The sequence below is a fragment of the Paraburkholderia nemoris genome (assembly GCF_905221015.1).
Lineage (GTDB): Bacteria > Pseudomonadota > Gammaproteobacteria > Burkholderiales > Burkholderiaceae > Paraburkholderia > Paraburkholderia nemoris.
Genome location: NZ_CAJNBO010000011.1, coordinates 18703 through 33707 on the forward strand (window position 1 = coordinate 18703; position 15005 = coordinate 33707).

Here is a 15005-nt window from a genome sequence, read left to right on the forward strand (position 1 = left end):
ATTCAGGGCGTCCAGCGATAAACAGTAATACTGGACCCCTTAACGTTGTTCTTCGTCACCACGTACTCACCCGTCGATCGAAGGTATGCCCTGACGCCGTACATCGAATCGATAGCGCTGCTGGCGTCGACTTCAGCGGTATTGGTGTTGACCAACGTAGTGTCGAGGTTACCCGTAGCAAGATTGAACGCATCGATGTTCGGCAAAGCTTGCCCGGTACCGAACCAATAGCCGACGAAGAGATAGCTGCCGGCCGCGTCAATCGACTTGGCGCCGACATGGGGGAGCTTGATCACCGGATTAGGCGTCGTGGTGTTGCCCGCGCTCCAGCCGTGATACACCTCGATCCGCGTGCCTATCCCCGTCCAGTCCGTACTCCCAACAACGCCCTGTCCGAGAATCATGGTGTCGCTGTCCGCGAGGTAGACGATGCGCGTCAACGGCTTGATGCTATCGGGAATGCGAATAGGGACACCGGGTCCCCATGTTGGCTTGCCGCTAGCGTCGAAGCCGATCAACGGGTAGTGATAGATGTAGCCGGTCTTGTCCAAGCCTGCCCACACGCCCCCTTTGCTGTCGATGCAGAATCCGTCCCTGACCGATGCTGTCGTCTTGAACGCCGGACCGGGAAGTGTGGCGTCCGGTATTGCGATGTAGCCATTCGCAGCATTGAAGTGGAAGAAGTAGTAGATATCGGGATTCTGGCCAGACGCCACGAGGATCCTGTTGGCACCGACGGCGGCAAGTTGACCGAAGTGCTCATCCCGCGAGCGATCGTTGATGTTGATGCGTGGATCGGACGGATAGGCGATCGGATCGACCGTGTTCGCTACGAAGGTTCCCCCAGCGGTGCCGGTGTAGATGTTGGTGCCGCCATAGAAGTAGACGCCGTCGGTACCTGGGTCCGCAGCGGCGATCCCCTCGAAGTTGAGAGACTGAAGCTTCCATTGCAGGCGACCCGAACTGTTGTAAGAGTGAATGTCGGTGCCGCCGTCGCGGCCGAGGTCCCAGCTTCCGCCCCACGGGTTGTTGAGCACATAGAGGTTGCCTGCGGTGTCCTTGCCGATGCCAACGACGCGTGTGAAGCGCTTGTCACCAACCTGCCCTTTGATTCCCGTCGTGGTGTCGAGATAACCGCCCTGAATGCCGAACGTGCCGGCCAGCGCCGGTGTGCCCGAAACTTTGTAGCGCTTGATATTCATATCGGGACCTTCGTCGCCGACCATGAGCTGCCCCGACGACGCATCGAAATAGAGCGCCGATGGCAGCGACCCACTTGGCATACGGATGGTGTTCAACAGGGCGCCGGTTGGACTGAACCCGACAATCGAGCCCTCACTTTTCTGCGCAACCCAAACATTGCCTGCGCCATCCAGTGCGAGAGCACCCGGGCCCGTGATGTTGATGTCCCGCTGCCAGACACCGCCGGTAGTGAAGATCCGGACGCGGTTGCCATAGAAGTCGCTCGCATAGAGGAGCGAGCCCGCCGTGGCGAGTCCAGTGACGACGTCGACCCGAGGCTGATTGTTCGACGCGCTGATCTGAATCAATAGATCACGAGCCTTGGTGGTGCGGTTGTATCGTCCCACCGCGCCGCTTCCGTACGTCCCACCGGGCTGCAGCGCCACGAAGATCGACGTCGCGTTGCCCGTGATCGCGCTGCCCTGAAACTCGCCGTGCGCGCCCATCGAGCCGAGGCTCTTGCCAGCCTGGTAGATAGCGACGCCACCCTCGTACTCGTCCCACATGGAGGCCGTATAGATGACGCCTTCCGGCGCGACCCACATGGAACGCGCAGTGTTACCCACGTGGGCAGCGAGGGTGCCATAAGTGTTCGCCAGCCAGTCGGTGGTGTTTTCCGCCTGACACGCCGGCGCAATCGTTGCGATGGTGGCGATCGCCGCGGCGAGTAGCACAGCATGAATTCGTTTTTTCTCAATCATGACTGATGCTCTCCAGAACGTAGTGATCATTCACGTGAATAGTCGGCCAGTCAGATTTCAAATTCGTGATCGGTGACCCACGTATGACCATACGCAACGCATTGCGCCTTTACAAGCCGCACTACGACTTTGCATGCCGATGTGAATTGATCTCCCCTCTCCTTCTCGCGCAACAGGTAATATTTCGCCTTGTCCCGGCGTATCGCTATGCATAGCGAATGAATCAGGGCGTTTTGACCGTTACCAAAAAACATAGGGGTGGAGTCGATGAATCGAAAAGAAATCAAAGCGCAGGTCGTGCAGCTTCTATCGAACGGCGTTGCGAAATCCGAAGTGTTCACCAGGTTGACGGGACAAGGCGTCAAGGATCGTCTGCTTGCCTATTTCATCGCAGCGCACGCAGATCCTGAACGATGCCGTGCAAACCGCGGCCATCTGATTGCCGTTCGGGTCATCGCGTGGTTGCAGGTCATTGTTGGCTTGTTGGCGGGATACGCTGTTGGCAGCGAGATATCTGCCGTGGCGGGGTTGATCGTCGCGGCGGTGGCTGTGGCGATTTCCCTGTTGTTCGTCTGGGGTTTTACGAAGAACAATGTCGGCGCCTACAACGCCTATCTGATTTTGGCGATTACACAATTGCCAAGGCAGTTCACGGACTTTGCGGAACATCCCATGTCAACCTTGATTGGTTGTCTGATCGGGGTGGGGTTGTTCGCCTACATCTGGTACGTCAGAACCCGGATCTTTCCTGATTTCAATTTCATGTCACCTAAAAAATTGAATGGGAAGTACGTCTTCTCGGAGTAACCCATCGGGCAGTGACAGTAACCGCGAGACGCTGTCTTTTTGGACGGCGAAATTTCTACCGATATGTGACGCGTTTCATTCGTCTCGGATCGGTTGATTTTGCAAATGGTCGAATTCGATTCGCGCCTGTTCAACCCGAATCCGTCAACATGAGGGGTAGACATGAAAGCAATCGAAAGCAAGCGCTCTTCCATGCATATTGGCTCGCGGGCGGCCGCGTGCCTGCTGGCGGCGGGGTTTGCCGCTTCAACCAGTTCGGCGGCCAGCGCGGCCGATTCCATCCTTCTGCCTCAGGATGCGCCGCACTACAGGACCGGAGACAACTGGACCTATGTGTGGTCCGACCTGCTGTCCGGAAAGAGTAGGACCATCACGCAAACCGTGACGTCCGTCAATGCGGATGGGAGTGCATCTCTTCAGATAGGGTCCGGAAGCGGGCATGTAGAGCTGACCTCTGAAGCAAACGTGATTCCCAATGCAGCCGCCCAACACGCCTGCGGTATCGCGCTTCATTTTCCGCTGCGGGCCGGAACGCGCTACGAAGCGGACTGCCAGGCCGCCGGCGAAGCGAGCACGACTGTGCTGCGGCGCGCCCAATGCGAAGTGCAAGGTGTGGAAGAGATCAAGACAAGGGCCGGCTCGTTCTCCGCGATCAAGATCAGGATGACGGGAGTCTGGACGCCGCAATCTGGCTTTGGGGGTGGACCGATGGAGGAGACACTGTGGTATGCCCCAACCGCCAAGCGTATTGTCCGTGAGGAGTTTCAAAGCCGCATGGCCGGAAAGGGCGTACCTGCGACGACCTCAACTGAGTTGGTGCGTTACGCGGTGAGACAGTAGCGCGTCGTTCGGCTGTATCGGCCATCGAAATTGGAGCGTCAGCGCGCGGGTGAACGGACCTTGCCGGCCACCACTAATGTGCGTTTGTCTGGTGTGACGTCGTATTCGACCGTTTGCGCTGGTGTAACGGCACCATAGGAAACGCCGTTCACGTAGACGGTCCCGCCCTTCAGTTCAATCGTGTCGCCGCCGACCCGCGCGGTGCCCTGTTCGCCCTGTAAAACTGCGCCGGCGCAACCTTGACTTGTAAAACTGCGGACTGTCGTAGTCGGCTTCACAGGATTCCCTTGCTGGTCCGGAAAGAAAAAATGCGGGACAAAAGGGCCATGTAGCGCAGCATTTTCCGCGCTGCATGGCTGTGCATCCTTGCTGTCGGCGCCGTGGGCGGTTCCGAAACTGATCATGCACCCGGCAAGCGTGGCAATCGTCGGTGGCAACAGTTTGTTCATGCTGATATCCGTTATGTCGTGAGTCCCTTAGACCGGAAATCGATTGCCGAATAGCGCGGTGTCCGCGTCTGGCTGAAGCATGACGTCTCAGCACTGGGCGCGCCGCTAGTCATCGGCCGCCTCGTCTTCCTCCATTGTGTCGATCGTGTCGTCATCCTCGGAACGCGTCAGGACAAACTCAGCAATCGCATCCCAGTGCCGCAACGCCTTGACGCGATCACCGTCCATTACAAACTCGAACGTCGTCTCCGGGCTCAGGTAACTGCGGAACTGCAGGTCTTTGAACGGCACCAGAACTTCAGTAGGCCCGTTTGGAAAGCGCAGAGTGAGCTTCTGTTCACGGTTCAGCCGCACCACGGCTTTGATCCCAATCGCCGTTACGTAGGCGCCCGTGATTTTGTCGATGACGGACTGGGGCACCGTATCGGGTGTCCGCTTGAATATCGCCTCGGCCTGATCGAGCCACAGCACCGCCCGGTCGATGTCACCCAGCGAACTCGTCTGGAACAGGACGGACCATGCGCCGTCGACTTCGTCATCGGGGGTGTCGAAACGGTCGTAATGGAAATGGTTCAGAGGAAGACAGATATGGCGGAATGCCAACTGCAACTGATTATTCTCGAGCGAGATCGTCAATGGACCATACGCAGGGTGTTCGTATCGACCGGCATAGCCGGCCAGACCATGCGACGGGCAGGTATTCGGTACGGGGTTCGGCACAACTCTTTGGCGAGCTTCCCTAAGGCTGTTCCTCGCCCGCCTGGTGAAATCGAAAAGCCGCTGAATCCAGTCCGTTGGCGGCAGACCCAGCAGACGGTCATAGATTTCATAGCCCACGGCATTGCGCAGGATCGCGCAATGGTCGCCGATAACAAAGACGTTTACGCCGATCTTCTCGTTCGGCAAATACGAAACTTGCGAATGGAATGCGCGAAGATCTCCACCGTGACTTGCTAACAGGTGTCCTCTGTACGACGCCGTTTGTCGACCCATGCCATAGATGCCATTCAGTTCCGGCGTGAATCCCAGAACTTCATTCATCGCGTCAGGAACTGCAACGCCTGGTGCCAGCGTTGCCTTGAGAATACGCTCGGGAATCACCTGCTTGCCGGCCACCCGGCCTTTATTCATCAGCATCAGCAACCAGCGGGACATGTCATTCATTGTGGCGACAATGCTGCCGGCGGGGCTCGATTCGTCGGCGTCCATGTACGGCGGCTGCCACAGTTCATCGCTGTCGCGCTTCTCCAGAAATGGCACTGCAGGTTCTGCTCGCGTGAGCATGTCGGCTATGGTGAATGCCGTGTCAGTCATGCCAAGCGGCGTAAGTATCTCGTCCCGCACGAAGTGGTCCCAGCGCTTCCCGCTCAACAATTCTATGATGTGGCCAACCGCGTCATACATCATGTTGTTGTAGATGAATTTCGAGCGCAGCGGCGCAGTCGGCTTCATGAAACGAATTCGCTCGAACAATTCTGCCAGCGAGAGGCGTGCCTCGTACCAGATCATGTCGTGCCGCGGTACGCCCGTCCGATGACTCAGCATATCGCGCAGCGTGACGGCCTCATCGAGCGCCTTGTCATAAAAGCGCAGGCTGGGGACGAATTCGCGGATCGGCCGGTCAAAACTGAGCAGGCCGCGATCGACGAGGAGGCCCGCCGCCACAGCCGTAAACAACTTCGTATTCGATGCAATTGGGAACCACGTTGCCGCGGTGTACGGCAACTTGCTGGCGTGGTCGCGATACCCGTAGCCCTTCGAGAGCACAATCTCGTCGTCCTTGGCGATGCTTACGCCGATGCCCGGCACGTTCCAGTCGCTGATCAACTTCTCCATGAAACCGTCAAAATCACCCAGTTCTCTCAGCATCGAATTTGTCCTTTAACGGCAAGTTGATCGTCGGAAAACGTTTATTGCGCTTTCTAAGGCATTCGGGATGAAACCGATGGAGATCGTAAAGCAGAAAGGGGAAGTAAAGCAGAGTTGCCTGACACATGACTTTCATATGTCAAAGCAGGCGGGCAGTCACTCAAATTGTTGAACTGGTCCGTCGTTCGGAGGATGACGCGCCGTTCATTTCACAGTCTTTTGGCGCTTTGGATGCGTTCGGCATAAACCCGATGCCGCTCGGCAAGTGGTTTCGTCAAGCCCTTTCACATCCTGTGAGCTGATGAAGTCTGAGCGGTTGATTTCTTTCAGCGCGCCCACCGTTTGCGAGAGACGATGGCGAAGCTCACGGCGATCGCGCCCGTCTGAACTTGGGGATCATCTGCCGAAGATACCCCGGCGAAGCGAGGGCGACGCGGGCCGCGCTTCCTACCAATCAAAGGATCCTGCGCAGGTTCAGGATCGCTGGCGCGATCGTCAACCGAGACCTCTTTGCGGCCCGGCTGGTGTGAATGACACTTGGGGCTCGTTGAGGCCATGGGTAATCTCGTGTGAAAGGACATACCCGTATTGAACAACTCGTCCATCGATTAGTAAAATGAATGATTTTATCGATACGATAACGAGCTGGAATGGAACTCAAACTGCTGAGAACGTTTTTGTCGGTCGTCGAGCTGCGTCATTTCGGGCGCGCGGCAGACGCTCTGCACATGAGTCAGCCGGCGTTGAGCAAACAGGTCGGCGCGCTGGAGGCGAGCCTGGGCGCGAAGCTGTTCGAGCGGGGCCGCCATGGCGCGGAGCTGACGCGGTTCGGGGAAATTTTCCTGCCCGATGCGCAAGCGCTCGTCCACGACGCCGACGAGATTCTCGCGCGTGCGCGAGAGGCTGGCAGCGGCAGGCGTGGGCATTTGCGGATCGGCATTTGTCTGTCCGTGCTGACGATCGCGCCGCAGATCATTGCCGACTTCCGTCAGCAGTATCCGGGCATAGCCGTCGCGTTGAGTGACCTGTCTTCCGCTGAGCAGACGCGCCGCCTTCTGGCGGGGAAGCTGGATGTGGGCTTTATGCGGGCGCCTTCGGTCGACGGTCTCTCGTCGCTTCGTGTGATGGAAGAGACACTTGCTCTGGCGTTACCCCCACGCCTTGAGCACGTGCGTCTTCCCTCCGATTTTGGCAAGCTGAATGAAATAGGCTTCCTGGCCTTGCGGCGTGCGCGTGGACCCGGCCTCGCTGCGCAAGTCGAAAGCTGGTGTCGCGAACAGGGCTTCGTACCAAACGTGACGCAACAGGCTGATGATGTGCAGTCTGTCCTGGCATCTGTCGCTGCTGGAGTCGGCGTCGCGTTCGTTCCCTCGCGTGCGCAACATCTTCTTCGGGACGCTACCGTCCTGCCGCTTCGCGGGAGGCACGCGAAGTGGCGTGTTGGGCTTGTGTGGGCGGATGCGCAGAAGAATCCGGTTACGTCACGGTTTGTCTCGTTTGTGCGCGCCGCGCTGAAAGGCGGCTGATTCTTGTTTCCTGCGACAACATACCTGAGAGGCGAGTCGTAGTTCGCGTCCCAATGATTCGGACGTACCACACTACTACTCGCCTGCCCTTCTTGATCGCCTAGTGTTGCGCGACGAACGGTTGCTGACCCGCGTTAAGGGGAATATAGGACGAGAGAGCGAATGAAAGATGCTCGATGGAGTGGGACACTTCCCGCAGCGCGAAGCGCCGCGGGACGTTGTCGATGCCATTCTGCAGTTCTGTCGATAAGACTGAGCGGAGGCTTGCCGCACTGGCTGACGGCGATCCGCAGCACGCGCCCCGTTCGAGTCGCTCAGAACTCGTGACCTACTGTCCGCCCCAGCGGGAGCATGAGACGTTCGTCGACGCCTCATCGGCCCGTCACTCCTTCACAGGACTATTGGAGGCGGCGCCTGCGACCTGGGAGAGAGACTCTGTTTCGACAGGTTCGATGATGGTAGCGAGACCAGTCTCTGATCGCGCATGGCGTTCAAATAAGGCTAGAAGTTCAGGGCGCAGTCCATCGCCGCGTTGGGCTGCGAGCGCGTGAAACGATAGAAATGGCAACATGGTTAAACTCCTTTCAATGAGGGACAGGCGAGTGCTACGCCGATGACGGCATTGGCGCTCCGAGCGCCCGCGAGATGCATGAGGTTCAAGCGCACCGCCCTTCGTCCGCCGGCCTCGGTTACTGTGCGATCGCATGGACAGGTTATGGCAGCAGGTCGGCACAGGCACTCCGATTCTTGCTGCCTATTTCACGTCGCTACGCCTCATGGCGCCGTCACTTACGAACGACGCGCGTAGTGACCATCGCCACCACAAGACGCGTGTCGGTTTATCGAGTATTGCAGCAAGAAACGGGGGGCGGCTGACTGCTGGCGCCAATATTGTTCAGGCAGAGGGAGGCGATTGCGTTTCCCTCTTTCAACCACAGTCAATGAGGAATTCACCATGTCGAGGGAAGATGACAACAAGGCCGTCGTGGGCCGCTGGTTCACCGATTTCTGGGGCAAGACATGCAACCTCGACATCGTCGACGAACTTGCTGCTCCTGACATGCTGCTTCAATACTCGCTGCACGAGCCGCGTCGTGGCCGCGACGACATCAAGGCATTCATGACCGATTTCCGCGAAGCATTCCCGGATCTCAACTTCTGGGGCGCCGCTGATCTCATCGCCGAGGGGGACTATGTAGTCGGCCGTTGGGAGGGCGGAGGCACACATACCGGCCCGGCATTCAGCGATTTCCTCATTGGATCGTTGCCGGCCGCGACCGGACGGAAAATGCGCTTCACTGGCACGACCGTGCTACGGCTCAATGGTGGCAAGATCGTCGAAGAAATCGGGCTGGACGACGGCGTGACAGCGCTGCAACAACTTGGACTCCTCAAGGCAGCGTGATCGAAGGCACAGCATTTCCGCAGTTTTTCGGTAATGCTGTGCGTATCTAACGCCGAATGCGTTGGTGCTAGTCGGCCTTCGGGACACTGACTGCTGGTCGCGCCGGTTCGGCTCAACCGGACATCACGTCAGGCCGGGCGATCAAACGTGCCAGGACTTGCGTGCGTCGCCTTCCAGCTTTCGGTGCGCTCCGTCGTCGCGCGCGCCAGCGCATCTTTGACGCCTTGTACATCGAAATCGCCCGTATAGACAGGCGAGCCGGGCTGCTGCCTCCATGAATCAGCGATCGTGCCGGCGTCTACTGGGTCGAAGCCGATCTGATCGACGAGTTTGAATACGACTTCCTTCGCTTTCGGGTTGTCGCCTGCCACAGGCAGCGCGATGCGTCCCGACGTGCCAGCGGGCTTGCCCATCCCTTCGAGGTGCGCGGCATAGATGTTGTTGAACGCCTTGACGACGGCGTGGCTGATCTGCTCCTCGACCCAGCGGCTTTCGGGCGCGCCGGTCTCGATGCCGTCGATACGCCCGTCGCGTTGACGAGGGTAATAGTTACCCGTATCCACGACGACAGCTGACGGCTTTGCGTTGTCGAACAGACCCTTCGGCAAATTCGTCACCTTGGCTTGCGGAATCGTCACGACGATCACGTCCGCGTCGGCGACGATATCCTGCACATCGCTTGCCGTCGCGCCCGTTTCCTTCGCAATGTCCCCCAACGATGCCGCTCCGCGCGAGTTCGCGATACGCACGGCATGCCCATTTTCGACGAAACGGCGCGCGAGTACCTTACCGATGTTTCCCGCTCCGATGATGCTGATATTCATGATGACCTCTTGAAAGTGAACGAGCCGCGCGCCGCGGTGAAACCTTCAGGCGACGGAATAGCCGGCGTCTGCGAGCAGCGCATGCTTCGTGCCAATATAGAGTGACGCGTTTTCGAAGCCGATCACGCCCCCCATCGACGCATTGTTAGTAATGCTTCCAAAACCCTGTTTCAGCATGACTTCCGCTTCGTATTTCATGCTGTTGAACACACCGCGTACGTTCGGTTCGAACACCATGTCAAAGCGTTCCTTGTTCTGTTCGACGAGCGGCGCAAAAATGCCTTCCGTGCCTGCGTTGTTGAACGCAATGTCAAGCTTGCCATAAGTATCGACCGCAAGCCTCACCATCGCGGCAATGTCGTCCTCTTTCGTCACATCGACGACGAGCGAGGTCGCGTCGCCGCCCGCTGGCTGCGTGCTCCTCATATCGCTATGAGCTTACCTTTCGCCGCTGGCGGTCTTTTTTCGACAGTTGATGACCTTGCGCGCTGGCATTGCGCTTTACATGAAGGCCCCTTGTTGCATCCCAACTCTCGCAGAGTCATGTTCGCCGATCACGGTGATGGTAAGGGGTTCGGGATAATGGTGAAACAGGGCAAGCCGCTAGTCCGGTTTCACGGGGGCGGCATAAACGGGTTCCTTGCGGCCGCGTCGCGCGTGATTGATGAAAACTGGACGGCGGACGTAATCGTGCTGTCGAACAATGGAAATTTCGATCCGACGGTGAAAGCGGACCCTTTCAATATCTCGAACGGTTTACTTGCGCTCGCAGTGGGTAATCCGGTGAGTGCGCCCGGCATCGTGCCTTTCTTTGACTAGTTGGTTATAGCTCGATTGTTGACGATTTGACTTCAGGCAACGAGCGACGCCGGGAGGGTGCTCAGGTGTTGCCCTGGTTTTGAGCTGCCTTCTCGATGGTGCGACAATCGAATAAGGACAAGCCACTCCTCAACACTGCACACCGATGGTCCGTTCAATCTGAAAGGATAAGAACATGCGTCGATACATCTATCTCGCGGCATTGCCTGTCACCTTCGTTGCCGGCATGTTTGCATCTCATCTGGGCACACTGGCGCGGGCTCAGGCGTCAGACGTACCGCTAACGGCGCAGATCGTTGACCTGGCAGCCTTAACCGATGCCGATCTTGGTCCACAGATCCCGAACATGGGCACCTTGCGTTCGAAGGGCCTGGTCGTCACGCCGAGCGGGACCGTCGCAGTGCAGACCGGTAACGTACCCAAGCATACGCATAGAGATTCTGACGAAATCCAGTATGTGATTTCGGGAAGCGGCACGTTCTGGCTAGGTAACGAACAGCGTCAGATTCACGCCGGCGACTTGATCATCATCCCGAAGGGAACGGTGCATGCGGGGTCCGAGCCGACCAGCGGCGAATTCAAGGTCGTTTCTATCAAGCTGCCGCCGCAAGCTCCGGGCGACATGCAGATGGTTCCCTGACGTGTCGTCGATATCCGGCGCTCCCTGATCGACGCAAGACAGACACTCGCGCGACCGTCAGGATCGTGTTCACGGACGCGCTCGAAATAATCGAGCGCGCGCTGCCGCCGGCCCGCGCACGCCTCGGCGAGGCCAAGCTGTCGATACACGGCAACCTGTCATTCGCACGATCATGCCTTGATGTTGCTACGCTCAGAGAACGGCCGCTTACGAGAAAAGAGTGAGGCGGGACCCGACGCGGAAGGGACGTTCAGTATCTCCGTGAGCAGTCATTCGCGTCGCTGAATGGGCGTAAGCGTGTAAAGGACCTCGAAGCTCTCGCATATGAGAGGCATCGAACTGTCAGCCACCCGACCAATTCGGCTGCACTCATCTGTGAAGAAGCGCCAGTGCTCCGTCCGCCAATGCGTTAGTGAAAGATCGCCTTCTCCTTCGCTAGCCGCGAATTCAGCACCGACGCAATCGAAAGGCACGATATGCACTTCAGTGACTCGTAGAACGAGCGCCGGTCGACCATGCCAGTCAAGCACTATTTCAATGTCTCCAGCCTCAGGAATTGACTCACCGTCGAAGTCCCACGACCAAGCCAGACTGCAGGTACCACGTTTTACGCCAGCACGAATGAGTGTGATCAGCGACTCCGAAAGTGCTTCCGAATCCCCAAATCCACCAACTCGAACGTACCCTTTAGGTAGATGTATGTCTTGTTCGGCCAAGTCGGTGACTAGCTCGTCTACACTTTTTCCCATCTATTTCGGCATCCTTTCGATTGCAACTATCGGTATCGGAATCTCGCGCGGTGATTGTCGACGATTGATGGGGTGTTGTCGAAGGTCTCAAAATGGCCGATGGCCGTCTTATGCGCGACGGACGAGAGCAGGATCAATCTCATTCTGTGTCAGGCCGAATCTCGCCATGCGAGCGCGGTGGCTTGATGAGCCGACATATGAACTCAGGTGCTCGTTCACTGCATTGAGCCTGCGGCGAGTCGCAGCTTGCCGATGCATCGTCCTTCTGGGTCGCGGTAGACGTGCAACACCATTCAGATCCGGTGCTGCTTGAATCAGAGTCCTTGCCACGTGAAGGACTCTCCTGATTGAACGTCGACGCCTATCGGACCGGCCGGTGAGTGGTGACTGAACACGATCGCTCGTGAGTGTGCCCCGGACAACCTTAAGAAAGTAAGAATTGCATCGCGCTGCTGCTTGCCACGATAAGGAGAAATCTTCATCTTCTGTTCGTCTGATCGCACGATTACCACGTCGTTATGCTTAACAAGTCTCTCGATTTCATCGAATCTGAACGATGCCACGTTGACCCTCCATTAGCTGCAATCAGCCACATGAATGATCGCTATATCGGTCACCGCTCCAATCAGCTTGAGCAGTCGAAAGTTGCCGTAATGATGTTCTCCGAGGGAATATTCGGACTATCCCGCTGGCTTTCTCAAAGAGGGCTGAGTCCTGGCGGGAGCATGGAAGTTATCTCGACTCATCAGCCAGTTGCCTGAAATACTGCGAGCACGCCCCGGGGATCATTTGAATCTGAAGGTTCGCTCTTGAAGCAGGTAATCGGCGGTAGTCGTCCCAACTTAGCCGTTGACCGATTGAGGTCGAGGGACGCGACGTCGTACCCGTCGGCCACCCGATTCGATATTTTCCAACCCGAGCGACTATGTTTCGTAGCTCAAGTCGCATGTGCCACGGCAGCCATACTAGATCGAATTATTCTCGGGGCCGTCGCTCCCCAGCTTCCCGATTCTCCGTCACGACTCGGCGAACGGCTTCCAAAAAGTCGGGACGCGCCTCGGGGTCGGGGACTTCGATCAGCTTGCGCGGAGCCTTGGCTTGGGGCTTCAGTGTCACACCGTAAAGTTTTTGCGGCGCAGTCATAGTTCGTCTCCGGCTTCGATCACAGCTAATTCGGACGGCAGGCTCGGTCTTGCTTCTGGTTTCCGAAAATCACGCTTTCGGATCTTTAAGGAGTAGGGAACTGTGGACGCCGTGCGTCGCGCGTCTCCAGGCTTCGTCGGCGCGTTGCTGGGCCGATTTCACGGTATATGCAACCCCTTGCTTGCCTTTCGGCGCTGGCGAAAACGTCGAAGTCAGACCGGAAAATGTCCGGCGGATAGTCTTGCTGACCATGGCACGCTCCGAGTTTGTGTCGGAATAATAAGTCTAGGTCTTTACGTGCAACTCGCGATACTGTACGTTTACACAGTGCTTTGGCGGAGTCCACTATGGACGCGGGAGAGCGCCACAAGCAAAACCGCGCCCGTACGATCACGTTGCGCCAAGCGAGTCCGCGTCAATCCACTACGCCCTTGAGAGAGTGCTATTGGGAATCAGGGAAGCTCGCCGGATTATCCGCAGCCTTCGGCATCAGCAACGAGAGCCAAGCGCACTGGAGCCGGTGGAGCGTGTCCAGTACGAACAGGATGCGTTCGTCCGTCGGGAGGATTGAAATGACTGATGAGCTGCGACGGCAACTCCGCGAAGTTGAGCAAGCCCTGGTGGCGCTTGAAGGCGTGATTGCAGTGCGAAGGGAGTACATTTCGCTGCTTCAGCGTTTGGGATCTCGTGACAAGGAGCTAGCGTCTCTCGACGCGCTTATAACTGCCTGGTCACGTCTGCAGTCGCAGCGAGACGGTCTTGCCGCCGCTATCGCCAGCGGGGCCCGGTGACTAACGTCGGGGAATCTCCAGGTCGTATGTCGATTAAGACTGGCGATCTACCGACGTTTGTGACAGAGTTCGCGCCCCGCGTAGACGGCAGAAAACAGGCCGACGATGACGGCCGCTACGGCCAGCGATTCATCTTGTCGTCCGTCGGGGGCCGACGACGTCGCATAAAACCAGAGGCCCATTCCGATTGCCGTCATGAACATGCCAAAGACAAGCCCCCACACCGGCCCCGCCGTATCGGGGCTTCCTAATCTGTGAGACATTTTCATCGCTATACTCCCCGTCCCGCACCGACACTTGCTGATTGCCGCAGCCCGCGAGTTCCGCCTTGGCAAGATTTTACGGTAGCGTATGTGGCCAAAAAGACGTCATCAACCAGCTAAATAATGATCGAGGTCTTTCGGAGTCTTGCGATTAAACGGACAGACATCCATGAACTAGATGCAAATGGTTCGCGCCCGTCAAGATCGGGACGCTTTCCACGTCAGTTACTTGGGCGGCGGCAGCGAAGGATCGAGCTTCGCCGATTCCTTGACGAGCTGATCCGTCATCGCGGCTGCGACCGGATTCGAGCCGGTGCCTGGTTTGGAGCTACGTTGGTCCGTGGTGGCGCGAGCAGACGACATATCCGGCGGAGGCAACGATGGATCGAGCTTCGCCGATTCCCTGACCAGTTCGTCCGTTTCCGGTGTCGCGCCTCCCGTCGTTATCGCGTGATGGTCCGAACCGTCTCGTCCACGCAGGGCGCGCTGCGCCGAAACCACCTTCGGCGTACCCGAGTCCTGCACGTTCACCGACGCGACTGCCGTCGACGGCGCCTGCTTCGGTTGTGCCTCAGGTTTCGATTGTCCGGTGACTTGTGCGGCGGCCGGACTGGATACGGGCGCGGCCGTCACGGCAGCAGGTGCGACTGCCAGAGCAGCCGCAGGAGCATGAGCAGGAACCACCGGCTCCTGCGCGATGGCAGTGCTTTTCGTGATCGCGCCGGACGGCTTCGATTGGTCGATGCTGCCTTCCGTCACGTGATCGCCAGCGCGCGAATCGACTACGGGAGAGTGTGCGGACTCATGCATGGCGGCCGTGACTTCTGCCATTGAGCGGCGGTCCGCCTGAAGGAGCATCAGGTATGTGGTCCCTACTGCTACGAGCAGGAGCCCTCCAACAATCATCAAAATTTTTCGGGTATTCATCATACTTACT

14 protein-coding genes and 1 pseudogene are annotated in these 15005 nt (G+C 57.9%); 7 read left to right on the forward strand and 8 right to left on the reverse strand.

Annotated elements, in window-relative coordinates; all coding sequences use genetic code 11:
• Positions 1–2 precede the first annotated feature (2 nt).
• Positions 3–1943: an NHL repeat-containing protein gene (locus KHO33_RS18085; protein WP_054033834.1), complete on the reverse strand. Its 1941-nt coding sequence runs from the start codon at positions 1941–1943 to the stop codon at positions 3–5.
• A 267-nt stretch (positions 1944–2210) separates the two neighbouring features.
• Between KHO33_RS18085 and KHO33_RS18090 the strand changes: the two genes are divergently transcribed.
• Together KHO33_RS18090 and KHO33_RS18095 are read left to right on the forward strand one after the other, a co-directional pair.
• Positions 2211–2750, forward strand: coding sequence for a hypothetical protein (locus tag KHO33_RS18090; RefSeq protein WP_054034245.1), 540 nt, complete (start codon positions 2211–2213; stop codon positions 2748–2750).
• Positions 2751–2912: 162 nt separating this feature from the next.
• Positions 2913–3590 carry a hypothetical protein gene (locus tag KHO33_RS18095; protein ID WP_200560930.1) on the forward strand — a complete coding sequence of 226 codons (678 nt, stop codon included), beginning with the start codon at positions 2913–2915 and terminating at the stop codon, positions 3588–3590.
• Between the two features lie 38 nt (positions 3591–3628).
• Here the strand turns inward: KHO33_RS18095 and KHO33_RS18100 are convergent, their stop codons facing one another.
• A complete protein-coding gene (locus tag KHO33_RS18100; RefSeq protein WP_054033840.1) occupies positions 3629–4039 on the reverse strand; it encodes a S26 family signal peptidase in 411 nt (136 codons plus the stop codon).
• A gap of 105 nt (positions 4040–4144) precedes the next feature.
• Complete coding sequence (locus tag KHO33_RS18105) at positions 4145–5908, reverse strand: serine hydrolase (RefSeq protein WP_200560932.1); 1764 nt, start codon at positions 5906–5908, stop codon at positions 4145–4147.
• 650 nt (positions 5909–6558) lie between these two features.
• Here KHO33_RS18105 and KHO33_RS18110 point away from each other — a divergent pair.
• From KHO33_RS18110 to KHO33_RS18115, 3 genes and pseudogenes are all read left to right on the forward strand, one after another.
• Positions 6559–7434 carry a LysR family transcriptional regulator gene (locus KHO33_RS18110; protein WP_054033842.1) on the forward strand — a complete coding sequence of 292 codons (876 nt, stop codon included), beginning with the start codon at positions 6559–6561 and terminating at the stop codon, positions 7432–7434.
• A gap of 166 nt (positions 7435–7600) precedes the next feature.
• A pseudogene (locus KHO33_RS42130) lies at positions 7601–7684 on the forward strand (alpha/beta fold hydrolase); the annotation flags it as partial.
• A gap of 705 nt (positions 7685–8389) precedes the next feature.
• Positions 8390–8839: an ester cyclase gene (locus KHO33_RS18115; protein ID WP_200560934.1), complete on the forward strand. Its 450-nt coding sequence runs from the start codon at positions 8390–8392 to the stop codon at positions 8837–8839.
• 128 nt (positions 8840–8967) lie between these two features.
• Here KHO33_RS18115 and KHO33_RS18120 read toward each other — a convergent pair whose 3' ends face one another.
• Together KHO33_RS18120 and KHO33_RS18125 are read right to left on the reverse strand one after the other, a co-directional pair.
• Entirely contained in the window at positions 8968–9663 is a 696-nt protein-coding gene (locus tag KHO33_RS18120) for an NADPH-dependent F420 reductase (protein ID WP_054033844.1), read from the reverse strand.
• Between the two features lie 45 nt (positions 9664–9708).
• Entirely contained in the window at positions 9709–10089 is a 381-nt protein-coding gene (locus KHO33_RS18125; protein WP_128575983.1) for an SDR family oxidoreductase, read from the reverse strand.
• 117 nt (positions 10090–10206) lie between these two features.
• On the opposite strand from KHO33_RS18125, the gene KHO33_RS18130 reads away from it, so the two are divergent.
• A complete protein-coding gene (locus KHO33_RS18130) occupies positions 10207–10482 on the forward strand; it encodes a hypothetical protein (RefSeq protein ID WP_128575984.1) in 276 nt (91 codons plus the stop codon).
• A 175-nt stretch (positions 10483–10657) separates the two neighbouring features.
• The gene (locus tag KHO33_RS18135; RefSeq protein WP_054033848.1) at positions 10658–11122 is read left to right on the forward strand and encodes a cupin domain-containing protein; all 465 of its coding nucleotides are present in this window, start codon (positions 10658–10660) and stop codon (positions 11120–11122) included.
• Positions 11123–11391: 269 nt separating this feature from the next.
• Here the strand turns inward: KHO33_RS18135 and KHO33_RS18140 are convergent, their stop codons facing one another.
• The 3 genes from KHO33_RS18140 to KHO33_RS18150 all read right to left on the reverse strand — a co-directional run bounded on the left by KHO33_RS18140 (position 11392) and on the right by KHO33_RS18150 (position 14899).
• Complete coding sequence (locus tag KHO33_RS18140; protein WP_128575985.1) at positions 11392–11871, reverse strand: ASCH domain-containing protein; 480 nt, start codon at positions 11869–11871, stop codon at positions 11392–11394.
• A gap of 1981 nt (positions 11872–13852) precedes the next feature.
• Positions 13853–14074: a hypothetical protein gene (locus tag KHO33_RS18145; RefSeq protein ID WP_054033852.1), complete on the reverse strand. Its 222-nt coding sequence runs from the start codon at positions 14072–14074 to the stop codon at positions 13853–13855.
• Between the two features lie 219 nt (positions 14075–14293).
• Positions 14294–14899, reverse strand: coding sequence for an extensin (locus KHO33_RS18150; RefSeq protein WP_234475800.1), 606 nt, complete (start codon positions 14897–14899; stop codon positions 14294–14296).
• Positions 14900–15005 lie beyond the last annotated feature (106 nt).